We start from the raw sequence: 22,465 nt of genomic DNA, 5'->3' as shown, positions 1-22,465 counted from the left end.
GCGGCGCGCGCTGGTCAGCCCGGGCCGACCGTGGTGCCCTCCGTGTTGCCGCCCGGTGTTCCCCCGGTGTCGCCGCTGGTGGTGGAGCCGTCCGTGTTGCCGCCCGGTGTTCCTCCGGTGTCGCCGCTGGTGGTGTCGCCGGTGGTTTCGCCGGTCGTGCCGCCGTTGGTGGCCGGGCTGCCGCCGGTAGTGGTGCCGGTCGTGCCGCCGTTCGTGGTGCCGGGGGTTCCGCCCGTCGTGGTGGTGCCGGTCGTTCCGCCGGTGGTGCCGCCGGTGGTGCCGCCGGTGGTGGTGGTGCCGGTCCCGCCCGTCTGCCCCCCGGTCTGCCCCCCGGTCTGGCCCCCGGTCTGGCCCTGGGACTGGCCTTCGGTGTCCGGGCCGCCGGTGGTCGTGGTGCCGCCGTCGCCCTGGTCGCCCGTGGTCGGGTCGACGGGGGCGTCGGTGTCGGGGGCCTGGGACTCGTCGGAGCCGGGCTGGAGCTGGAGGTCGAAGTCGGCGACCGGCTTGCCCTTCAGGGCTTCCTTGGTGAACTGCGCCCAGATCTCGGTGGGTGCCCCGCCGCCGTTGATGCGCTGGAGGCCCAGTGCGCCGTACAGCGGTTTGTGCTCGGCGGTCACCGGGTCCTGGCCCATGACGGAGACGACGGTGGCGAGGTCGGGGGTGTAGCCGGCGAACCAGGCGGCGGTGTCCTTCTCGGCGGTGCCGGTCTTGCCCGCGGCGGGGCGGCCGGCGGCCTGCGCGGCGGTGGCGGTGCCGTTGTCGACGACGCTCTGCAGGATGGACGTCGTGGTGTCGGCGGCCTCGCGGTCGACGGCCTGGCTGGTCTTCTTCCCGGGCAGTTCGATGTCCTTCGTGCCGTCCTTGGTGATCTTCTCGATCATCGTGTACGTGCCGTGCCGGCCGTGGTTGGCGAGGGTGGCGTACGCCTCGGCCATGTCGAGGACGCTGGCGGTGGACGGGCCGAGCGCGATGGAGGGGGACGCGGTCAGGTCGGGAGTGTCGGCGGGGATGCCCAGGTCGATCGCGGTCTGCTTGACCTTGTCGGAGCCGACGTCCACGGCCATCTGCGCGTACACCGCGTTGACGGACTTGTCGGTGGCCTCGCGCGCGGTGATGTCGCCGTAGGAGCGCTGGTCCTCGTTCTCGGGGGCGTAGGTGCCCCCGTCCCAGCCGACGACGGGGCGCTCGTTGGTGCCGTCGTAGAGGGTGTTGGGGGTGATGACGCGGCCGTCCTGCGTCTCGGAGCCGTTCTGGACGGCCGAGGTGAACACGAAGGGCTTGAAGGTGGAGCCGACCTGGAAGTCACCGCGGGTGGCGTTGTTGGTGTACTGCTTCACGTAGTCGACGCCGCCGTACATGGCGAGCACCTTGCCGGTCTTCGGGTCGACGGCGGCGCCGCCCGCGCGGACGTACCTGTCGACCTTGCGGTTCTTCTTGTCGAGCTTGTCCATCAGCTGGTCGTTGACCGCTCCGACGAAGGCGTCCTGCTTGCTCTTCTGGAGGGTGGTGGTGATGCGGTAGCCGCCGACGGCGAGCTGGTCCTTGTCGAGGATCTTGTTCTCGGTGAGGTAGTCCTTGATCGCGTTGACGATGTAGCCGCGCTGCCCGGACATGCCGGTGGAGACCGTGGCCTCCTTCGGCATCGGGAACTTTATGCCGGCCCGCTCGGACGCGCTCAGCCAGCCCTTGGTGACCATGCCGTTCAGGACGTAGTTCCAGCGGGCCTGGGCGGCGGCCTTGTTCTCCGGGTGGGCGACGACGTCGTACTCGCTGGGCGCGTTCAGCAGCGCGGCGAGGTAGGCGCCCTTGGCGGGGTCCAGGTCGGTGGCGTCGACGCCGTAGTAGGCCTGGGCGGCGGACTGGATGCCGTAGGCGTTGCGGCCGAAGTAGCTGGTGTTGAGGTAGCCCTCGAGGATCTGGTCCTTGGATTCGGTGCGGTCCAGCTTGATCGAGATGAAGAACTCCTTCACCTTGCGGGTGACGGTCTGGTCCTGGGCCAGGTAGTAGTTCTTCACGTACTGCTGGGTGATCGTGGAGCCGGACTGCTTGCCCTTGCCGGTGGCGGTGTTCCAGGCGGCGCGGACCATGGCCTTGGGGTCGACGGCGGACTCGGTGTAGAAGTCGCGGTCCTCGGCGGCCAGGACGGAGTGCTGGGCGTCCTTGGAGATCCGGGGGAGGGAGACGATCTCCCGGTTGACCTGGCCGTCCCGGGCGAGTTGGCTGCCGTCGGCGTACAGGTAGACGTTGTTCTGCTTCATGGCGAGCGCGTTGGCCGGCGGGATGTTGACCATCGAGTAGCCGAGGAAGAACAGGCCGGCCAGCAGCAGGAGGCCCACGACGAACGTGCCGAGCACCAGGCGCCAGGTCGGGATGATCCGCCGCCAGCCTGTCCGCTTGGCCCGCCCGGTCCGTTCGGTCCGTTCAGGCTGCTCGGTCCGTTCGGTCCGTTCGGGCTGCTCGGGCTGCTCGGTCCGTTCGGCCCTTTCGGGCTGCTCGATAAGTTCGGTTCGTTCGGTCCGCTCGGGCTGTTTCGGATTCTCCCCCGCCGGCTTCCCGTGCGCGGTTTCTCCGTGCGCGGTTTCTGCAGGCTCGACCTCTCCAGGCTCGACCTCTCCGGGCTCGGCTTCTCCGGGCTCGGCTTCTCCGGGCTCGGTTTCTCCGGCCGCTTCCGGCTTTTTCGGTGCCCAGCCCTGGTTCGGCTCCTGCGGCTGCGGCTGCCGCTGCGGCTCGTCGCTCATCTCGTGCACGGACTCCTGTTTCGCGTCGTACGTTCCCGTACGCCTCATACGCCTTCTGCGCCCCCTGTTGAAGACTCTCGCACCGGGCGTTCCGTTCCCGGCAATCGGCGCGCGTTTGTGCTGGGAAAATGCCTGGCACACCGCGTCACCGGCGCACTAGGCTCCTGCGCTTCGGTGTCTTGCGGCGAGGAGGGCGACTGCGGTGGGTTCGGCGCGGTTGTACGGTGCGGTCGCCGCGGGGGGATTCCGACGGTACGCGACGTATCGGGCGGCGACGGCCGCGGGGGTGTTCACGAACACCGTGTTCGGGGTGATCCTCGTCTACACGTATCTGGCGCTGTGGGACGAGCGGCCGCATCTCGGGGGGTACGACCAGGCGCAGGCGGTCACGTTCGTGTGGCTGGGGCAGGCGTTGCTCGTGGCGCTGGCCATCCAGGGCGGCGGCTTCGAGAACGAGCTCATGGAGCGCATCCGTACGGGTGAGATCGCGATCGACCTCTACCGGCCCGCGGATCTTCAACTGTGGTGGCTGGCAAGCGATCTGGGGCGGTCGCTGTTCCAGTTGCTGGGCCGGGGGGTGATCCCGTTCGTCCTGGGGGCGCTGTTCTTCCCGGTGGCCCTGCCGGACGATCCACTGACCTGGCTGGCGTTCCTGGTCGCGGTCATGCTCGGCGCGGTGGTCAGCTTCGGGATCCGCTACCTGGTGGCCCTGAGCGCGTTCTGGTTGCTGGACGGCAAGGGCATGCTGCAGCTCCTGATGATCACGGGGGTGTTCTGTTCGGGGATGACGCTGCCGTTGAACGTCTTTCCGGGGGTGCTCGGCGAGGTCGTGCGGGCCCTGCCGTGGTCGGCGCTGCTGCAACTGCCCGCGGACGTCCTGATGGGGAAGGCCGACCCGCTGGATGCGTACGCCTTCGCGGCGGCCTGGGCTGTGGCGCTCCTGGCGGCCGGGCGGCTGCTGCAGTCGGCGGCGACGCGGCGGGTGGTGGTCCAGGGTGGATGAGACGAACCGTCCGGTGGACGGGTTGCGCGCCTACGGGCTGATCGCCGGGATGTGGATCCGCTCCAGCCTGGCCTACCGCACCTCCTTCGCCCTGACCGTGCTCGGCAATCTGCTGCTGTCCGGGCTCGACTTCGTCGCGATCCTGCTGATGTTCTCGCGGGTCGGGTCGCTCGGCGGCTATTCCCTGCCCGAGGTGGCGTTCCTGTACGGCCTGTCCGTCACGTCCTTCGGTCTCACGGACCTGATGTTCAACTCGCTGGGCCAGCTGGGCCAGCGGGTGCGGGACGGCACGCTCGACCTGCTGCTCGTGCGGCCGGCGCCGGTGCTCGCGCAGGCCGCCGCGGACCGCTTCGCGCTGCGCCGGGTCGCCCGCCTCACGCAGGGGGCGCTGGTGCTGGCCTACGCGCTGGCCTCGGTCGACGTCGACTGGACGCCGCTGAAGGTGCTGCTCGTGCCGGTCATGCTGGTCAGCGGTGCGGCGATCTTCGGCGCGGTGTTCGTCGCGGGCGGGGCCTTCCAGATCCTGGTGCAGGACTCCGCCGAGGTGCAGAGCGCGTTCACGTACGGCGGCACCACGTTGCTGCAGTATCCGCCCACGGTGTTCGGCAAGGAGCTGGTGCGCGGGGTGACGTTCGTGCTGCCGCTGGCCTTCGTCAACTGGGTGCCGGGGGCGTATGTGCTGGGGCGGCCCTATCCGCTGGGGCTGCCGGAGTGGGCGGCCTTCGCTCCGCCGTTGGTGGCGGTGTTCTGCTGTGCGCTGGCCGGTCTCGCCTGGCGGGCGGGGCTCAGGTCGTATCGGAGTACGGGGAGTTGAGGGACCGTGGGTGAGCAGTTCATCGAAGTCGACCGGGTGGAGAAGGTCTTCGAGGTGCGGAGGAAGACCGGCTTCATGAGGCGGGAGCGACGGCAGGTGCGCGCGGTCGACTCGATCTCCTTCTCCGTGGCGCGCGGTGAGATGGTCGGCTACATCGGTCCGAACGGCGCCGGGAAGTCGACGACGATCAAGATGCTCACCGGCATCCTGACACCGAGCGCCGGCCGGCTGCGGGTCGCGGGGGTCGATCCGTCCCGGGAGCGTACGCGGCTGGCCCAGCGGATCGGGGTGGTGTTCGGGCAGCGTACGACGTTGTGGTGGGACCTTCCGCTGATCGACTCGTACCGGCTGATGCACCGCATGTACCGCATCCCCGACGCCCGTTACCGCGAGAACCTGGACCGGCTCGTCGAACTCCTGGACCTGGAACCCCTGTTGGACGTTCCGGTACGGCAGCTCTCGCTCGGCCAGCGGATGCGGGGCGACATCGCGGCGGCCCTGCTGCACGATCCGGAGGTGGTGTACCTGGACGAGCCGACGATCGGGCTGGACGTCGTCTCCAAGGGCAGGGTGCGGGAGTTCCTGCGGGAGTTGAACTCCGAGCGCGGCACGACGGTGCTGTTGACCACGCACGATCTCCAGGACATCGAGCAGTTGTGTTCGCGGGTGATGGTCATCGACCATGGGCGGCTCGTGTACGACGGCCCGCTCACCGGGTTGCACGAGGCGGGGGAGAGCGAGCGGACCCTGGTGGTGGACCTGGAGCGTGAGCTGCCACCGATCGAGGCGCCGCCGCCTGCGCGGGTGGTGAAGGTGGACGGGCCCCGGCAGTGGCTGGCGTTCCCGGCGTCGGCGTCGGCGGCCGAACTGGTCGCACGGATCGCGGCGGAGTACCCCTTGGTGGACCTGTCGGTGCGGGAGCCGGACATCGAGGCCGTGATCGCGAAGATGCTGCATGCCTGGGGGGAGACCCGCAAACCTCCGCCGGAGCGGGCGACCGCCCAGTGATCCGTCAGTGATCCGTCGCTGACCCGTCGACCTGTCGCTGATCTGTCGCCGATCCGTCGACCGGTCGCTGACCCGTCGCCGATCCGTCAGTGACCCGTCAGCGACCTGTCAGTGCCCCGGGTGAGCGCGTAGTGCGCGGCGCCCACTCCTCGTAGTCTGCTGTGTATGACCGAGGATGCTCCGGAGCTGCGCGCCTCCGATGCCGATCGTGAACGAGTCGCAGAGGTCCTTCGGGAGGCCGTCGCGGAGGGCCGACTCGACATGGAGGAGTTCGGGGAACGGCTGGACGCGACGTACCAGGCCCGCACGTACGGCGAACTCGCGCCGATCACCCGGGACCTGCCGGCCGCCGCGCGCACCGACTCCGCTCCTCGGGTGTCGATGGCCAAGGAGCCTGCGCCGAACGGGAGTTGGGCGGGGCGGATCACCGGCGGCGAGGGGTCGTCGACCTGGGCGGTCGCCGTGATGTCGGGCTTCCAGCGCAAGGGCCGCTGGACGGTGCCCAGGCGGTTCACGTCCTTCGCCTTCTGGGGCGGCGGTGAGATCGATCTGCGTGAGGCGAACTTCGCGGCCGGCGAGGTCGAGATCAACTGCATCGCGATCATGGGCGGCATGCAGGTGATCGTTCCGCCCGGGGTCGAGGTCGTCGTTCGCGGTATCGGCGTGATGGGCGGCTTCGACCACCGTGAGGAGGGTGTGCCGGGCGACCCGGGCGCCCCGCGGGTGATCGTGACGGGCTTCGCCTTCTGGGGCGGCGTCGGCGTCGAGCGCAAGCTCCCCCGGGCCGAGCGGCAGCGTCTGAAGGAAGAACGGCGCCAGGAGAAGCTGGAGCGCAAGCAGTCGACGCGGCAGCTCGGGGAGTCGGTCCGCGACGAGGTGTACGGCGCCCACCGCGAGATGCTCGACGGACACCACGACCTGATGCGCGAGCGGAGGCAGGAGCGCCGGGAGGACCGGGAGGAGCGCCGGGACGGGCGGGAGAGACGGCGGGAGGGCCGGGGGGAGCGGGAGGGGCGGGACGGACGCCGCAACCGCGAGTACTGACCCCCGTCGGGAACGGTCTGGCCTGCCGGTAGGGTGCGGGCCCCCAGTTGTGTACGGGTTCCCCGCCGGGACGGTCTGCAGGGCTGTGTTTGGGTTCCCAGCTGGTCACGGGCCCCCAGCCGGGCACGGTCTGCCGGGCTGTACGGACCCCAGGCCGGGTACGGACCCCTGGCCGGGTACGGACCCCTGGCCGGGTACGGGCTCTCAGCCGGGGCACGGGCTCCCTGACCCGGTACGCCTTCCCTGACCCGGTACGCCCTCCCTGACCCGGTACGCCCTACAGCCGCGCCTGCGCCGATCCCTTCAGCAAGTCCAGGTCGAACGCCTGCGCCATCCGCTCGTACCCCTTGTCGCTGGGGTGGAGATGGTCGCCCGAGTCGTAGTCGGCGCGGAGCCTGCGCGGGTCGTAGGGGTCGCGGACGGCCTGGTCGAAGTCGACGACGGCGTCGTAGACCCGGCCCGCGCGGATCCCGGCGTTGATGCCCCGGCGGATGTTCTCGCGGGCCGCGGAGTAGCCGCGGTGACCGTCGAACGGCATCAGCGTCGCGCCGATGACCTTGATTCCGCGGGCATGGGCCTGGCCCACCAGTGTGCGCAGTCCGGCGAGGACCTGGTCGGGGCCGGTCAGTCGGCGGTTGCGCAGGATGTCGTTGATGCCGAGATCGACGACGACGACCTTGACGTTGGTCCGGCCGAGCACGTCCCGGGCGAAGCGGCTCACGCCGGCCTGGTTCTCGGCCGGCCGCCCGAGGCCGTCGGCGAGGACCTGGTTGCCGCCGATGCCCTGGTTGACGACGCTGTAGCGGGGCACGTCCGCACCGGAGCGGATCGCCGTGTGCAGCCGGTCCGACAGGAGGTCGGGCCAGCGCCGGTTGGCGTTCTCGGTGGAGCGGAGGCCGTCGGTGAGCGAGTCGCCGAAGGCGACGACAGTGCCCTCGGCCTCGTCGCTGAGCACGTCCAGCGCCGTCAGATAGCGCCAGTACTCGGTCCGTTCGGTGTACGCGGTGCCGGTCGCGTCCTCGGTGCGGTCGCCCTGGGCGGCGTACGAGATCTGGCGGGCGCGCGGGTGGTAGGTGACCGACCCGGACGGGGCGGGGGAGTAGGTGGTGACCAGGACGTCACGGTCCGCGGGGATGCGGAGGGCGACGGTGTCGCTGAGCACCTGTCGTCCGGCCGGGATGACGACGGCCGTGTTGCCGCCGAAGGTGAGGCGCCGCATGGTCTCCATGATCGCCTCGGCGGTGTGGGTGCCGGCCGCGACGGCGATCGAGGCGTGGGTGATGGTCAGCGGCGACTGGCCGTAGAGATTGGACAGCGTGATACGGGCACTCGTACCGCCGACGGTCGTGTGGACGACGTTGCGCAGTGAGCGGCCCGCGAGGCCGTCGGTCTCGGTGCCGGGTTCGCCGCCGACCGGTGAGGCGGACCAGCTGCCGACCCAGACTCCGGTGGAGGCCGGGGCGGCGGAGTTGTGCGGGGCGCGGGGCCCGGAAAAGGTGTTCCCGCTGCTCTCGCCGCCGCCGTCATCGGAGGCGACCCCGATGTACAGGGCGGCGGACAGTACGACGATCAGAGCGACGATCGCGCTGAGCAGGGCATAACCGTGACGCTTGGTCATGCGGTGGTGTGTCTCCTTGGAGATGGGAGCCCGAGGCTCCGGTGTGATCACCTCATGATGTGGCATGGGGCGGGGGGTAGTTGAACAGGACCCCCCTTTGGGCCGCCGGAGTTCTCCGTGAGCTTCCCCTTCCGATATACGCAGGGAACTCTCGTCCTGTTCCGGGAGTCGGTCAGGAAGGGACAATATGTGCAGGGGATCACGAACGGGTGGAGTGGATGGAACGTACGGAATCGGAAGAAATGGGATCATCTGATGTGGGGCAGCATGCCCGGTCGGCCGTGACCGGCAGCCGCGCCGTCCCCGCTTCGGGTGCACGCGGGGCTCCCGAAGCGACCGCGGGCGGCGGGCCTGCGGCATCCGCGGGTGGGCCTGGGGCATCCCCGGGCGGGCCGGCGGCATCGGCGGGTGGGCCTGCTGGCTCCGCGGGCGGGAGGCCCGCTCCGGTCGCGCGCGCCATGAACACGTTCAGTGAGGCGGACGAGGAGAAGCAGCGCGGAGTGCGCCGCATGAAACTCACGGCGACCGGCCTGCTGCTCTTCGTCGCGGTGGTCTACATCCTGGCGAAGTGGGCCTCGAACGAGGGCGCCGGCGCCTGGGCGGACTACGTCGCCGCGGCCGCCGAGGCCGGCATGGTCGGCGCGCTCGCCGACTGGTTCGCGGTCACCGCCCTCTTCCGCCACCCGCTCGGCCTGCGCATCCCGCACACCGCGATCATCCCCACGAAGAAGGACCAGCTCGGCGTCTCGCTGGGCGAGTTCGTCGGCGAGAACTTCCTCTCCCAGGAGGTCGTACGGCAGCGGCTCCGCACGGTCGGCATAGGCAGTCGGCTCGGCGCCTGGCTCGCCGATCCCGAGCACGCCGACCGGGTGACGGCGGAGCTGTCGGCGGCACTGCGCGGCGCGCTGACCGTGCTCCGCGACTCGGACGTCCAGGCCGTCGTCGCCGAGGCGATCACCCGCCGGGCCGACGCCCAGGAGATCGCCCCCGGCATCGGCAAACTGCTGGACAGGATCGTCGCCGACGGGGGACACCGCCGTGCCGTCGACCTGATCGTGGCCCGCGCGCACGACTGGCTGGTGCTGCACAGCGACTCCGTGATGGACGCCGTACAGGGCGGGGCGCCCGGCTGGACCCCCAGGTTCGTGGACAAGAGGGTCGGCGAGCGGATCTACAAGGAACTCCTGCGCTTCTGCGCGGAGATGCGGGACATGCCCTCCCACCCGGCCCGCGGTGCCCTCGACCGCTTCCTCACCGACTTCGCCGCCGACCTCCAGTCCGACACGGACACGCGCGCGCGGGTCGAACGGCTCAAGGGCGAGGTGCTGGGCCGCGGCGAGGTCCAGGACCTGATCGCCTCCGTCTGGACCGCCGTACGATCCATGATCGTCTCGGCCGCCGAGGACGAGCGCAGCGAGCTGCGGCTGCGCGTCCGTGCCTCGCTGCTGTCGCTGGGCTCCCGCATGGCCGCCGACCCCAAGATCCAGGGCAAGGTCGACGGCTGGGTCGAGGGCGCGGCGGTCTACGTCGTCACCACCTACCGCCGGGAGATCACCTCCCTGATCACGGACACGGTGGCCGGCTGGGACGCGGAACACACGACCAGGAAGATCGAGGCCCACATCGGCCGCGACCTGCAGTTCATCCGGATCAACGGCACGGTGGTGGGGTCGTTGGCGGGGTTGTTGATCTATACGGTGTCGCGAGCGCTGGGGGCGTAGGCCGGTCCGCTTCTCGTTTCCCTGGCCGCACCCGCCCCGGCCCCCCGACCTGCGAGTGGGCGTAGAGCGGCAGCGTCAAGGCACCCGATCGAGGTTCCGGTCAATGAGGGGGGAAGCCCGTGACAACCGCGCAGGCCCGGACAGGCCGAACCATCACCACCAACATCCCCGCCCGCCTGGACCGCCTCCCCTGGTCCCGCTGGCACTGGACGATCGTCCTGGGTCTGGGCACCGTATGGATCCTCCTGCGGGCCTGCGGGCCTGCGGGCCTGCGGGCCTACGAACCCGTTGGCCTACGGCTCCCTCAGCTGTTCCGGTCCGCCACCGCCCACGACGCCAGGGCCACCGCCCCCGCCGTCCCGAACACGGCCGGCCAAGCGCCGACCTTCTTGGCCAGCGGGTGGGACCCGGCGAAGGCGGCGACGTAGGCCGCCGTCAGCGCGCCCGCGGCCTTCCCGCCCGCCCGCTGCCGCCACTGCTGCGCGGCAGCGGCCCCGGCGACGACCAGCACGACCCCGCCCAGCTGCCGCTTCCTGGTCCACCGGGCCACGCCGTAGCCTCCGACGATCCCGCTCGCCGCGACCACCGCGCTGGGAACCTTCGCCATGCCTGCCTCCTGCTCACCTGCGGAACCAGCCGATACGGAACTGGCCGAATGCTGCCCCGAGGTTAACGCCCGACCGGACCCACCCCTCGAACCTGAGCCGAGGCTTGTCAAGTTCCCACCACAGGCGCCCGGTGCGAGGCGATCGGGTCATTTCTGGAGACACTTGCCTGAATTTGTTCGCCGACCACAACCCTTGCCAGAACATGAACGTCCTTACAACGAAAAGTGAAGCGATCTCTGTTGGGGGAAACGTTCATGCTCAAGGTCAGCATCGTGGTGCCCGTGTACAACGCGGGCCGTTACATCGATCTCTGCGCGCCATCGCTCCTCCACCAGACCCTGGGCAAGGACGCGTACGAGATCATCTACGTCGACGACGGCTCGACCGACGACTCCGCACAACGCCTCGACCAGCTGGCAGCCCAGCACCCGCACGTAAGCGTGATCCACCAGGAGAACTCCGGCTGGCCTGGCAAACCCCGCAACGTCGGCATCCGGGAGGCCCGCGGCGAGTACGTCCAGTTCGTCGACCAGGACGACGAGTTGACGCCTGCCGCCCTCGAACACCTCCACCGCCTGGCCACCCGTAACCGCTCCGACATCGTCCTGGGCAAGGTCGTCGGCACCATGGCAGGCCCCAGCAACGTCTTCAAACGCACCGTCGAGCGCTGCACGGTCGAGGACGCTCCCCTCTTCGAGAGCCTCACCCCGCACAAGATGTTCCGCCGCGACTTCCTCCTCGCCCACGACCTCATGTTCCCCGAGGGCCCGGTGCGCCTGGAGGACCAGCTGTTCATGGTCCGCGCCTACGTGCGCGCCAAAACGGTCTCCATCTTCGCCGACCATCCCTGCTACGTATGGAAGCGCCGGGACGACGGCGGCAACACCAGCAGCCGTGCCACCGCCCCGGAGGACTACTACGGCCACCTCCGCGCGGTCGTCGAAGCCATCAAGCTGGACACCGAGCCAGGCCCGCTCCAGGACCACTTACTCCGCCGCTCCTACCGCGTCGAGCTCCTCCGCCCGGTGAACGAAGCCCGCGTCCTCAAGCGCACCGGCAAAAACCTCGAACGCCACTTCACCGTCGTACGCCGCATGGCCCTCGACGCCTACCCGCCCGGCGTGCGCGACGGTCTCCCCGCCCTCACCAGGCTCAGGGCGCACCTGCTGGAGGAGGGCCACCTGGACTCCCTCGTCGAACTCGGCCGCCGCACCCAGGGCATCAAGCCCGAGGTCACCGTCGACGACATCCGCTGGCGCGACGGAAAACTCCACGTCACGACCACGATCGGCATGCGCCGAGCCGACGGCGAACCCTTCACCCTCGTCGAACGCTACGGCCGTATGCTCCTCGACCCCGACCTGCTGGCCGGCATCAAGGGCGCCGAGGACTTCGAGGCCCCGCATCCTCTCGGCCACGCCCACGGCGAACTCCTCGTCCACGACGCGGCCAACGACCTGTGGTGGTTCCCGGACGCCGACCTGACCCCGCGCACGCAAGCGCTCGGCGGCGGACGCCACCGCGTCCTGCTCGCCGGCGAAACGGTCATCGACCCCCTCACTCTGGCAGGCGGCCGGCCGATGGAACCCGGCACGCAAGTGGTGTGGGCCAGCGCCCAACTCCTCGGCGTGGGCCGCAGGGCACGGGTGGCCCGGGGCGCCGACGCGGAGGGCGGCGCCGTTCTCGCCTCGGTGGGAGTCGGCACCCCGCCCAGACTCGTGATCCCCAACTGGGGCGGCACGTCCGGCCAACTCCGCCTGACCGTGCGTCTACCGAGCCAGGCCACACTCCCGCACCGCATCCTCCTGCGCACCGCAGCGGCCCCGAACATCCGCCAAGCGGCCAGCACCGTCCTCCACCGCCTCCCACGGGACGTACGCCGCAGGGCGAAGAAACTGGCGCGCAAGGCGGACCCTTGGAGCGCACGCTGATACCCCCCTCCCAGCGGAACGGGTGTGACCGGCTGGTCAGGCATGGTTCCGGATTCAGGGGCGGCCAGGTTCGTCGCAGGCGGTCCAGATGAGGCGACGGGCGAGCTCACCGGTGCGCTGGGCGGGGCCCTGGGGGCCGAGGACGCCGGCGGTGACGTAGACACCGTTGAGGACGAGGGTCAGCTCGTCGGCGAGCTGCTCGGGGTCGGGAGCGCAGGCGTCGGCTGCCAGGTCACGCATCCAGTGGCGGACCCGCTGTTCGTGGGTGACCGCGACGTGGTGCGCGGGATGCTGCGGGTCGGGGAACTCGGTATGGGTGTTGAGCATGGGGCAGCCGCGGAAGGTGGGCAGCCTGGTCTCCTCGATGACGGCCGTGAAGATCGCGAGGAGCTTCTCGCGCGGGTCGTCGACCTGGTCGGCGGCCTTGCGCATACGCGCGAACCAGGCGTCGGCGCGGTCCTGTGTGAAGGCGCTGGCAAGAGCGTCTTTGGTGGGGAACTGCCGATAGACGGTGGCGTTGCCGACCCCGCTCTCTTTGACCACCAGGTCCATACCGACAGCGCGGATGCCGCGCTGGTAGTAAAGACGGCTCGCCACGGCCAGGACGTGGCGCCGGTTCTCCTCCGCTGTCTTGCGAGCCATGGCGCGCTCCTTCTGCTTGTCATGCGTGGCATCGAGTCGACGCGGCGCGCGGTGGGCCCCTTGGCCGCGCACCGGGCACGGTCTCAGCTTGACAGACGGATCGTTCCGTCACAAACTCCGTGGCGGAACGATCCGTCACAAGGAAAACGAGGCTTGGGACACCTTCTCGCCGAGTGAGTAACACCTGTGTCACCGGCAGACGTTGACGTCCACGGTGGCGTACGGATCATCTGCTCCGCCTCCCCCGTAAGCCGACCACAGTCACGTAAGCCGACCACAGTCAAGGATCAACCCCGATGAACCATCCCGGCCTCCTCTCCGCGACCTCAGCCGGCCCGCCCTCCTCGCGCACCCTGGTTGTCGTCGCCCACCCCGACCTGGCCTCCTCCCGCATCACCGCCCGTCTGGCCGAGGCCGTGAGCGACCTCGCGCACGTCACCGTCCATGAGATCGGTCCTGCCTACCCCGACGGCCGCTTCGACATCGCCCTTGAGCAGCAACTGCTGCGCGACCACGACCGGATCGTGTGGCAGTTCCCCTGGTACTGGTACTCCGTCCCCGCAGTGCTCAAGGCGTGGATCGACCAGGTCCTCACCTACGGCTTCGCCTACGGCAGCAGCGGCACCACACTGCGCGGCAAGACCCTCCAGTTGGTCACCTCCACAGGCGGGCCGGAAGACTCGTACGCTTCTGTCGATCCCACCTCCCGTTTCACGATGACCCAGCTGCTGGCACCCCTCGACGCCACCGCCCGCCTGATCGGCATGCGTCTCGCCGAGCCGCTGGTTCTGCACGGCGCCCGCACCGTCTCCGACGAGAACCTCGCTGCGCACGCCAAGCGCTACCGCGAGCTTCTCGGCTCCTGATACCACCGGCAGCTTGGACATGCACGCCTTGGCGGCTGTGGGGTAGGCATCCGTAGCTCGTCCTGAGCGGCTCGCGCGCGCACGCTCAGGACGGGCCCCTACCCGACTACGGGCCCGATCAGCCCGCGCAGAGCTTCACGTTCACCGTGTCGCCCTTGGTCACGATCTTCGGGCTGTGGGGAGTGAGCTCGACGACCGTGGTCGGCTTGCAGCCGGGGCGCCTGTGCCTGTGCCTGTGCCTGTGCCTGTGCCTGTGCCTGTGCCTGTGCCTGTGCCTGCGTTTGCGTCTGCGCGGAGCTAGTGGCAGTACGCGGCTGTCGCGATCTCGATGAACGATCGGATCAACGGGTTGGTGTCACTCTCGTTCCACACCGCCACCACTCGGCTTGGCGCCATGTCGATCAGCGGCACCACGGCCAGCTCTGCGGGCAGGTTGTGCCCGAGCGGGGCCAGGCCGACCGTGCCGTTCCACAGCACGGCCTGCAGGCATTCCTGGACGACGCGCACGACTGGGCCCTCGCGCGGCTCGCCGCCGCTCCAGTACGACTGCCAGATCGGGTCGGTTCCCTGCGGGAACCGGAACCAGCGGCGGTCGCCCAGGTCGGCCAGCTGCAGCCGGCCGCGGCGGGCCAGCGGATCGTCGGCGCGCAGGACCACGCCCACCGGATCGGTACGCAGCTCACGCACCGTCAGGGCGGTCTCGTCGAACGGCGCCCGAGTCAGGGCGACATCGACCAGCCCGGCGCGCAGCCCGCAGGTCGGGTCGGTCAGGTCGGTGTCGCGGATACGGATGTCGATGCCGGGGTGGCTTCGACGGTAAGCGGCGGCCAGCCTGGTCGCTCCCGGGTCGGTGCTGTCGCCCAGGACGCCGACGGTGATGGTCGCGACGCCGGCCGCCGCGCTCACGCGTACGCGGACGCGTTCGGCCTGGTCGAGAAGGCCCCGCGCCTCGTCGAGCAGCACCGCGCCCGCCGGGGTGAGGGTGACTCCGACAGGCGAGCGGGCGAACAGCAGGGCACCGAACTCGGTCTCCAGCCGCTTGATCGCCCGGCTCAGCGGCGGCTGGCTCATATGCAGGCGAGTGGCGGCCCGGCCGAAGTGGAGTTCCTCGGCGACCGCCACGAAGTAGTGCAAGGTACGTAGCTCCACGCTGCAACGATACCCAGGCGGTATCGGCGTCGCGGAACGGGTCTTGGACAGTCGCGGGCCCCTGGCGGTCCACTCGGAGCATGACCGAAGAAGCGAAGAGCAGCGCATCGCAGGCCGGCCCCGCCGTATCGGTGGTCGGTCCCGACGACGGCGAAATCATCGTCCTGGGCACCACGCGCATGCGCGTCCTCGAAGACGGCAGCCATACCGGGCACCGCCTCGGAATCACCGAGTCCATCCTCGCCCCGCACACCCCCGGACCGCCGCAGCACCGCCACGCCCAGCACGACGAGGGCTTCTACATCGTCGCCGGCACGGTGCGGTTCACCGTCGGGGACAAGGACTACGACGTCACCCCGGGCGCGCTCGTGATGGTCCCGCCGGGTGCCCCGCACACCTTCGCCAACATCACCGACCAACCCGCCGTCATGCTCAGCACATTCACCCCCGACCTGTACGTGCAGTACTTCCGAGACCTCCAGAACGTGATCGCCGACGGCCGGCCGCTGACGCCACAGGCCGGCATCCACACGATGAGCCGCTACGCGACCGAGCCCGCCACCGACCTCGCCTGAAGCCTTTCAACTTCCGGGTCGCTCAGACAGCGGCTCGGGCCTTCTCCAGGAGTTGCCCTGGGAATCGACGGGTCACCCGCAACCGGTGACCGTGGACGGGACTCATGAACATCGCGTATTGGATCGTCGCCGGACTGCTCGCCCTCTTCTACCTCTACGCAGGCGGTATGAAGGTTTTCCGTAGCCGAGATCAACTCCGCCCGATGATGGCCTGGGTCGATCGCATACCCCTGCCCGCCCTGAGGACGCTGGGGACGGTCGAGATACTCGGCGCGACCGGGCTGATCCTGCCGCCCCTGACCGGCATCGCACCCTGGCTGGCACTGGCCGCGACCATCGGGTTCGTGCTCCTGCAACTCGGTGCGATCGCCGTCCACCTGACCGGCGAAGACCGCCAGATCACACTCAACGTCGGGCTCACCGCCACAGCGACGGTGATCATCTGGCTGGCCACCACCTGGCTGTGATCGAGCAAACCAGACGCCGGATCGTCGGGTGCACCCCGCCTGACAGTGGCGCCATGGGCAATCACTCCGAAGCGCCTGTCCCGATGGCGACGGCGACGTGTACCGCTTTCCGTGGCGCTCTGGAGGGCACGGGTGAGCGGCTCGGGCAGCGGGTCCTGCTGGAACGGGTGGGTTTTCTGGCCCGGTTGAGCCGGGAGGTGACCGGCACGCTGACGGCCGCCCGGTGGGATGAGGACTGTCTGGACGTGCTGGCCGCCGGGGTGGATGAGCGGGGTGAGGTGCTGCCGTCCAAGGGGTGGATGGCGCTGCGTCGCCTGAACTGGCCGCAGACTGTCCCGCCGCCGGCCGGGGTGTATGTGTCGGACCGGGTGCGCCGGGGTGCGGAGGAGTACGCGGCCCGCACCCTGCGCCTGGCACCGCACAGGCGCGGCACCTCCACACTCTGCGCCGGCTGCCTGAACACCCTCACCCACCATCCGGCCCCCGACCGGCAGACCGAGCGCGGCTGCCACTCCTTTTTGAGGCGGTATCCATGGCTCTACGGCAACGGTCTGCCTGGGTCCGGGCTCGCTCCTATCGCGTACAGGTATCCGTCCTTGCTGCCGACGTAGACCACGCCGTCGGCCACGACCGGGGATTTCACCGGCCCCCCCCGTCGTCACCTTCCACCGCACACGGCCGTTCTCCGCACTGATGGCCCACAGGTGGCCGTCGTCGCTGCCGAAGTACACCGTGCCGTCTGCCACCACGGGGGAGGAGTCGACGGGGCCGTCCGTGGTGACGCGCCACCTGATGGCGCCGGTGGTGGCGTTCAGTGCCCACAGCCGGTGGTCCTGGCAGCCGACGTACAGGGTGTTGCCGGAGATCGCGGGCGTGGTCCGGATGCTGCCGAGGGAGTCGAGCATCGTGTGCCAGCGGAACGCGCCGGTGGCGGCGTCCAGCGCCTGCACATACGGGCCCAGCCCGTCCCCCACGTACAGGGTGCCGTCGTGCAGCAGCGGCGTGGCAGGGGAACGGCCGATGATGCGCTGTTTCCAGCGGACCTTGCCCGTGGCCGGGTCGAAGGCCCAGATGGTTCCGTCCTTGCCTGCCGCGTACAGGACGCCGTCGGCGAGCGCGGGCGCCGATTCGGTCCCCCAGTCCCTGCTCTGGTACTTCGCCCTCCAGCGGCGGCGCCCGGTCGCCGCGTCCACGGTCCGCAGGTACCGGCTGCCGTTGACGTAGTGGAGCAGCCCGTTCGCGACGAGGGGTTGGGTGATGGAGTACCGCCCCATCCGCCTGTGCCAGCGGGGTCGGCCGTCGGCGGCGTCGAGGGCGAGCAACGTGCCCCAGTGCGCGGCATAGCCCGCGGCATAGACGGTGTCACCGGCCGCGGTGGGAGAACCCATGAGTCCGGCGTCGGCGTTGGTCCACCGGACGGATCCGTCGGCCCTGTCCACGGCCCACACGCCTTCGCCGGTGACATAGACGGTCCCGTCGGTGACGGACGGCGCCGAGTGCACCCTGCCTCCTACGTGCACCCGCCATCGCACGTTTCCGGTTCCCACGGTGTGGGCCAGTGGGCTCGGAGTGCGGAGCTGGATGCCCTCGAGCGGGCGCCGGCTTCTCCGTCGGCGCCGGTTTCGCTGTGGCATATGGCCGCCCCCGTGTCGTGTGCTTTCGGTTCGTCAGAGGTCTTCCGGGTCATGGAGTCAGATGTCGCAGGCGTCCTGCCAGTCGCACGCGCCGCAGATGACCAGGCGCAGGGCCCGGTCGCTGATGTGCTCGACGGTCGTGTACGGGCGCAGCCGGTCACTGCTCACGCCGCACTGCGGACAGGTCGCGAAAAGGCCCAGGCGGCCGAAGTCGCTGATGACCAAGACGTTTTCGGAGAGGTTGCCCCGAACGGCGGGCGCGGGCACGGTGGTTGAACCGATGTGCACGATCATGGCCGCCGCCGCGTCCGTCATACGGTACGTGCCCCCCGCCAGGCGTACGTGGCGCAGGCTGCCCAGGGAGGGCGGCAGCGGCGTGTCGTCGAGGCGGACGGGCACGAGGCGGGCCTCGCCGGTGCCGGTGAGCCCGCTCGGCAGGCCGGGTTCCGCCAGGGCCTCGCCCCACGCGGTTCCGGCGGCGGCCGACCACAGGAGGACGACGGCGTCGTCCGTATCGGCGGAGGGGTTCGCCATACTGCGAGACGCAGGGGAGTCGTCCGGGCCCGTCCTCCACGCGTCGAGTACGACCTCGGCGGCCCCGACACGCCTCAGCGCGGCCGCCAGCGAGGAGGCCGGTCGCTCGTCCTGCTGCTGGTACGAAAGTCGGGTACGCATGAGCTCATGGTGCGCCATGGGGGCACGCCATGGCGTGCGCTTTTCGAACACCGGACCAGTTCACCGACCGCCGTCAGGGAGTTGAGCAGGCTGCGGAAGGCCAGAGCGTCGACGGGTTCCATGCGGGGCCCGCAGTGATGGATAGAGACCCGTCCAGAGCCCCCATTGCTCAAGTCATTGCTCAAGTCAAAGGTCTCGGTTGACCGCGAGGAAGCTGGCAGTCTGGCCTGCATGGGCCAGGGCGGGGCCACTTCCGTGATTCTCCACACGCAGAACAGTCCCCGCCAGGGTCAGTCGCTGATCGGTTCCTGCTTCCCAGTGGCGGAGGGCGATGCCGTCATACGCATAGTGGAAGTCTGCGATAGGCGTGTTGGGGCGACCCTTTCCGGTAAGGGTGAACCGCACATCGGGACCAGCTGTCGCCGTACCGACCATGTCCATGGCCAGGAGCCCGGCTTCAGGCGGTGTGGGAAAGACCAGTGCGCCGCTGACCGCACCATCCGGTCCCACCGTCAGCGTCAGCTCCAATTGCGCGAAGCGGAGTTTATTGAAGTCATCAACCGGTTCGGTCAGGTCAAGGAAACTCCGATAGGTGTAGGACCCGGTCAGCTCTGTGGTGTCCACCCCGTTCTCCCTTGCGGTTGCGAAGTTCTCCATGGCAAGCCTAAATGGTGTGACGGAAGACGGCGACCAGGAAGCTCCAGGACCGCGGCATGACCGCACTACCACCACACCACCGCGCGACCGCGCCGCCAGACCACCGCGCGACCGCGAACTCCGCCAGTGCTGTGGAATCTTGGAAATCCTCGACATGTGGTTGACGCTTGACTTTCGTCCCGCTGGTGTAGTGCATCTCATCGGGGTGTGAGTGGTCCATCCCTCACTGCGTGCATAAAACGGAGGGCACATGGCTAAGGTACGGAAAGACATCAACTCGCTGACCGAAGCGGAGTTGGGTGATTACATCCATGCGCTCAACATCTTGCGTGAACGTTCGGTGGTGAACTCTGAAGATCCGACCGGCTACGACTTCCAAGCGGATCTGCACAACGGTCAGGCCGGCCCGTGCGAACATCGCAGCGACGCCTTCCTGCCATGGCATCGGGCGCATCTGTACTACTTTGAGAAGCTCCTTCAGGAGACTGACCCACCTCGCACCGCAAACGTGACCATTCCCTACTGGGACTGGATCAGCGAGCAGGAGCCCGGGAAGTTCCCCGCCGCGTTCAAAAAGCCGGGACTGATTTCGCCGGGCCGCAACGAAACGGATACGTCCCTGCCGTCCGACACGCTCGAAATCGTCATGACCGAGACGGACCCGGGCTGGTTCGGAGGATTTCCCGAGCAGCATCCGGGGGCTGACGGCGGGCGGCTCGAACAGGGGCCGCACGGCTATATGCACTTCACTTACATCGGCGGCAAGATGCATAATCCTTCGACAGCCGCCGAAGACCCCATCTACTTCAGCTTCCACTGCTTCATCGACCTGATGTGGGCCGAGTGGCAGCGCCGCAACGGACGACCGCCATTGACCACGCCGGACCACGTCCTGCGAGGATTCGCCACGCAACCCAGGAACAAGAGCGCCGAATTCAGCGACACCCTGGACCTCGGCTACGAGTATGAGTACACGGAGCGGCTCAAAGCCGCATTCGACGTCCCGCCGCCCTCCCCGGTCCCCAACAGTCTGCTGGTTGCCCAGCCGCTGAAGGCGCTGGCCGATGCGGACATTGTCGAGGAACTGCGCGACAAGGAAATCGTGCAACTGCCCCTCACCGCGACGCCGGAGGAGGGCCGGCGCTTGGTCATCCGACTGAAAGACCTCAAGGTGCCGGTCACCGGGAGCTACACGCTGTACGGCTTCGTCCATCCCGCCGACGTGGCGTTCCGGCCTGACGACGAGGATTTCAGCCGTCGGTTCGGCGTGGGATACGCAGCGATGTGGCAGAGCCACCACATTCACACGGACACGCACTCCGCTCATGAAGCTACGCCGCATCCCCACGACCCGGATCCCCACGCCCCGGATCCCCACCACCCGACGGTCTGCAACGTGCGGTACTTCGATGTGACGGCGGCGCTGGAATCGACGCCCACGCCCACCGAGGACCACCTGCTCACCCTCCAGTTCGTCCCCGCGCCCAGCCCGACCGGCGGACCCCCGCAGCAGGTAGGACCCATCGACGAAGTCGACCTGAAGGACGTAGTGATGGAGGTGTACGTCTAAATGCGTACCCCGGTCTTCGAGCTGCACATCAAGCCCATGTTCTCTGCCACAGACCGCGATCACATGGGCTTCTCGCTCAACTTGTGGGCCTACGACGACGTCGTCGCCCACGCCGACCACATCATCGAGCGCCTGGAAGAGGACATGCCGCCGACCTCGACCGGCGGTCCATGGCCCCAGGAGTGGATCGATCTCTTCAGACGCTGGGCGGAGGGAGCCCGCAAGCGCCTTGAGCTCGGCACCGGGCAGTACACCGTCACGCATTCGGCCAGTGCGATCACCGTGAAGGTCATCGGCACCTTCCCCGCGGCCGGCTACACCGGGTGGCTGCAACTGGAGAGCGAAACAGACACGGCCAAGACCTATGTCCTGTATTTCGAACCTCCGGACGCCCTCGGGGAAGGCACCCCCGAGGAGTTCACGATCAAGGAACGCTACAGCCCCTCCGACAGTCGAACACTCTTCATCCACGACAGCACCGGCGTCCACCAGCAGCAGTGAACAGGAACATGACGCTGTTGACGGAGCGCCCGTCAGCCGGAGCACCGCGGATCTGATATCGAGATATCGTGGTGTGTCGGACTGTCTGGCGAAAAGGGTGGCGCATGGCCGCGACAGCGGGACTGGATTCGGGTGATCTGATCGAGGTGTTCAAGGCCCTCGGCAACCCCGCCCGTTTGCAGATCATGCAGTGGCTGAAGAATCCCGAAGCGCACTTCGACGAGTACGAGCCGATCGCGGACCGTCAGTCGGTCGGCGTGTGCGTCACGCACATCCAGGCGAAGGCGGGACTCGCCCAGTCGACGGTCTCCAGCTACATGAGCACGCTCGAACGGGCGGGTCTCGTGCGCCCCACCCGGGTGGGCAAGTGGACTCACTACCGGCGCGACGAAGAGCGGCTGGCGCAGGTGGCGCAGGCGATCGGCACCACCGTCTGATTGACGTATCGCGATACGTCGATATGATCTCTTCATGTCGACCTTCGATGCCGCGCCCACCGCCCTCATCGTTCACGCCCACCCCGAGCCCCACTCGTTCAGCACCGCCCAGATGACCACCGCGACTCAGGCCCTGCGCGAGGCCGGATACCGGGTCGACGTCCTCGACCTCTACGCCGACGGATGGGCCCCGGTCCTCGCCCGCGATGAGTTCGCACCGGTGGACGGCCCGTTCAAGCCGCAGGCCGAACAGATGCGCGCGGTCAAGGAAGGGACGCTCGACGCGGCCGTCAGGGCCCATCTCGACCGGCTGCTCGCCGCTGATCTGCTCGTGCTGTCGTTCCCGATGTGGTGGTTCTCGCTGCCCGCCATCCTCAAGGGGTGGGTGGACCGGGTCTTCGTGATGGGAGGGGTCTTCGGCGGGGACTACGGGATCCTCGGCGACGCGGCGCTCGCCGGGAAACGAGCGATGCTGCTGTTCACGACCGGCGGGTCCAGTGAGACGTTCCGCCCTGGTGGGTCCTTCGGCTCAATGGACGACTTCCTGTTCCACATCCAGCGCGGGATGCTGACGTTCGTCGGCTTCCAGGTCCTCGACCCGGTGGTCACCTATGGACCGGCCCACATGACCGACCAGGAACGAACAGCGGCGCTGGATGCGGTCAGAGAGTCCGTTGCGCGCATCGCGGCGGATCTCCCGACGCCCGTGCGTTGACCCCGACGCCGACGAAAGCCAGGAAACGGGCGGAAAACGCGGTGTACTGGTCGAGCGTCCCGAGGCTCGCGCCGCCTGCCCACTGAAAGATC

At 69.0% G+C, this 22,465-nt stretch carries 22 protein-coding genes; 15 read left to right on the top strand and 7 right to left on the bottom strand.

The window, feature by feature from the left end; genetic code table 11:
* Positions 1 to 14: 14 nt before the first annotated feature.
* Positions 15 to 2,786, bottom strand: coding sequence for a transglycosylase domain-containing protein (locus M2271_RS22485; protein ID WP_280889084.1), 2,772 nt, complete (start codon positions 2,784 to 2,786; stop codon positions 15 to 17).
* A 154-nt stretch (positions 2,787 to 2,940) separates the two neighbouring features.
* Here M2271_RS22485 and M2271_RS22480 point away from each other — a divergent pair, with 154 nt between their 5' ends.
* From M2271_RS22480 to M2271_RS22465, 4 genes are all read left to right on the top strand, one after another.
* A complete protein-coding gene (locus tag M2271_RS22480) occupies positions 2,941 to 3,741 on the top strand; it encodes an ABC-2 family transporter protein (protein ID WP_280889083.1) in 801 nt (266 codons plus the stop codon).
* Positions 3,734 to 4,555, top strand: coding sequence for an ABC transporter permease (locus M2271_RS22475; protein WP_280889082.1), 822 nt, complete (start codon positions 3,734 to 3,736; stop codon positions 4,553 to 4,555). Before M2271_RS22480 ends, M2271_RS22475 begins: the two co-directional genes overlap by 8 nt.
* Positions 4,556 to 4,561: 6 nt before the next feature.
* Positions 4,562 to 5,563 carry an ATP-binding cassette domain-containing protein gene (locus M2271_RS22470; RefSeq protein WP_280889081.1) on the top strand — a complete coding sequence of 334 codons (1,002 nt, stop codon included), beginning with the start codon at positions 4,562 to 4,564 and terminating at the stop codon, positions 5,561 to 5,563.
* A 165-nt stretch (positions 5,564 to 5,728) separates the two neighbouring features.
* Positions 5,729 to 6,607, top strand: a complete 879-nt coding sequence (locus M2271_RS22465) for a DUF1707 domain-containing protein (protein WP_280889080.1) — start codon at positions 5,729 to 5,731, stop codon at positions 6,605 to 6,607.
* A gap of 277 nt (positions 6,608 to 6,884) precedes the next feature.
* Here the strand turns inward: M2271_RS22465 and M2271_RS22460 are convergent, their stop codons facing one another.
* A complete protein-coding gene (locus tag M2271_RS22460; protein ID WP_280889079.1) occupies positions 6,885 to 8,225 on the bottom strand; it encodes an SGNH/GDSL hydrolase family protein in 1,341 nt (446 codons plus the stop codon).
* 458 nt (positions 8,226 to 8,683) lie between these two features.
* On the opposite strand from M2271_RS22460, the gene M2271_RS22455 reads away from it, so the two are divergent.
* Entirely contained in the window at positions 8,684 to 9,946 is a 1,263-nt protein-coding gene (locus M2271_RS22455; RefSeq protein WP_280889078.1) for a DUF445 domain-containing protein, read from the top strand.
* A gap of 304 nt (positions 9,947 to 10,250) precedes the next feature.
* Here the strand turns inward: M2271_RS22455 and M2271_RS22450 are convergent, their stop codons facing one another.
* On the bottom strand, positions 10,251 to 10,553 hold the full coding sequence (locus tag M2271_RS22450) for a hypothetical protein (RefSeq protein WP_280889077.1): 303 nt from the start codon (positions 10,551 to 10,553) through the stop codon (positions 10,251 to 10,253).
* Positions 10,554 to 10,808: 255 nt separating this feature from the next.
* Here M2271_RS22450 and M2271_RS22445 point away from each other — a divergent pair, with 255 nt between their 5' ends.
* Positions 10,809 to 12,485, top strand: a complete 1,677-nt coding sequence (locus M2271_RS22445; protein ID WP_280889076.1) for a glycosyltransferase — start codon at positions 10,809 to 10,811, stop codon at positions 12,483 to 12,485.
* Positions 12,486 to 12,539: 54 nt separating this feature from the next.
* Here M2271_RS22445 and M2271_RS22440 read toward each other — a convergent pair whose 3' ends face one another.
* On the bottom strand, positions 12,540 to 13,127 hold the full coding sequence (locus M2271_RS22440; RefSeq protein WP_280889075.1) for a TetR family transcriptional regulator: 588 nt from the start codon (positions 13,125 to 13,127) through the stop codon (positions 12,540 to 12,542).
* A 296-nt stretch (positions 13,128 to 13,423) separates the two neighbouring features.
* Here M2271_RS22440 and M2271_RS22435 point away from each other — a divergent pair, with 296 nt between their 5' ends.
* Positions 13,424 to 13,993 (top strand): NAD(P)H-dependent oxidoreductase, encoded by a 570-nt coding sequence (locus tag M2271_RS22435; RefSeq protein WP_280889074.1) that lies wholly within the window; start codon positions 13,424 to 13,426, stop codon positions 13,991 to 13,993.
* A gap of 297 nt (positions 13,994 to 14,290) precedes the next feature.
* Here the strand turns inward: M2271_RS22435 and M2271_RS22430 are convergent, their stop codons facing one another.
* Positions 14,291 to 15,127 carry a LysR substrate-binding domain-containing protein gene (locus M2271_RS22430; protein WP_280889132.1) on the bottom strand — a complete coding sequence of 279 codons (837 nt, stop codon included), beginning with the start codon at positions 15,125 to 15,127 and terminating at the stop codon, positions 14,291 to 14,293.
* Between the two features lie 95 nt (positions 15,128 to 15,222).
* Here M2271_RS22430 and M2271_RS22425 point away from each other — a divergent pair, with 95 nt between their 5' ends.
* The 4 genes from M2271_RS22425 to M2271_RS22410 all read left to right on the top strand — a co-directional run bounded on the left by M2271_RS22425 (position 15,223) and on the right by M2271_RS22410 (position 17,408).
* Complete coding sequence (locus tag M2271_RS22425; RefSeq protein ID WP_280889073.1) at positions 15,223 to 15,717, top strand: cupin domain-containing protein; 495 nt, start codon at positions 15,223 to 15,225, stop codon at positions 15,715 to 15,717.
* A gap of 104 nt (positions 15,718 to 15,821) precedes the next feature.
* Positions 15,822 to 16,184: a DoxX family protein gene (locus M2271_RS22420; RefSeq protein ID WP_280889072.1), complete on the top strand. Its 363-nt coding sequence runs from the start codon at positions 15,822 to 15,824 to the stop codon at positions 16,182 to 16,184.
* Positions 16,185 to 16,237: 53 nt separating this feature from the next.
* Complete coding sequence (locus M2271_RS22415; RefSeq protein ID WP_280889071.1) at positions 16,238 to 16,795, top strand: hypothetical protein; 558 nt, start codon at positions 16,238 to 16,240, stop codon at positions 16,793 to 16,795.
* Positions 16,796 to 16,877: 82 nt separating this feature from the next.
* Complete coding sequence (locus M2271_RS22410) at positions 16,878 to 17,408, top strand: hypothetical protein (protein WP_280889070.1); 531 nt, start codon at positions 16,878 to 16,880, stop codon at positions 17,406 to 17,408.
* A 467-nt stretch (positions 17,409 to 17,875) separates the two neighbouring features.
* On the opposite strand, the gene M2271_RS22405 is transcribed toward M2271_RS22410, so the two are convergent.
* Positions 17,876 to 18,493, bottom strand: a complete 618-nt coding sequence (locus M2271_RS22405) for a toll/interleukin-1 receptor domain-containing protein (RefSeq protein ID WP_280889069.1) — start codon at positions 18,491 to 18,493, stop codon at positions 17,876 to 17,878.
* Positions 18,494 to 18,679: 186 nt separating this feature from the next.
* Positions 18,680 to 19,117 carry a hypothetical protein gene (locus tag M2271_RS22400; RefSeq protein ID WP_280889068.1) on the bottom strand — a complete coding sequence of 146 codons (438 nt, stop codon included), beginning with the start codon at positions 19,115 to 19,117 and terminating at the stop codon, positions 18,680 to 18,682.
* Positions 19,118 to 19,400: 283 nt separating this feature from the next.
* On the opposite strand from M2271_RS22400, the gene M2271_RS22395 reads away from it, so the two are divergent.
* The 4 genes from M2271_RS22395 (at position 19,401) to M2271_RS22380 (ending at position 22,373) form a co-directional block, all read left to right on the top strand.
* Positions 19,401 to 20,720 (top strand): tyrosinase family protein, encoded by a 1,320-nt coding sequence (locus tag M2271_RS22395; RefSeq protein WP_280889067.1) that lies wholly within the window; start codon positions 19,401 to 19,403, stop codon positions 20,718 to 20,720.
* Positions 20,721 to 21,221: a hypothetical protein gene (locus M2271_RS22390; protein WP_280889066.1), complete on the top strand. Its 501-nt coding sequence runs from the start codon at positions 20,721 to 20,723 to the stop codon at positions 21,219 to 21,221.
* Between the two features lie 104 nt (positions 21,222 to 21,325).
* A complete protein-coding gene (locus M2271_RS22385; RefSeq protein WP_280889065.1) occupies positions 21,326 to 21,658 on the top strand; it encodes a metalloregulator ArsR/SmtB family transcription factor in 333 nt (110 codons plus the stop codon).
* Positions 21,659 to 21,692: 34 nt separating this feature from the next.
* Positions 21,693 to 22,373, top strand: a complete 681-nt coding sequence (locus M2271_RS22380; RefSeq protein ID WP_280889064.1) for an NAD(P)H-dependent oxidoreductase — start codon at positions 21,693 to 21,695, stop codon at positions 22,371 to 22,373.
* Positions 22,374 to 22,465: the final 92 nt, after the last annotated feature.

This window comes from Streptomyces sp. LBL, from assembly GCF_029893585.1.
GTDB lineage: Bacteria > Actinomycetota > Actinomycetes > Streptomycetales > Streptomycetaceae > Streptomyces.
The sequence above is the reverse complement of the archived record's forward strand: the minus strand, read 5'-3'. Positions and strand labels throughout refer to the sequence as shown.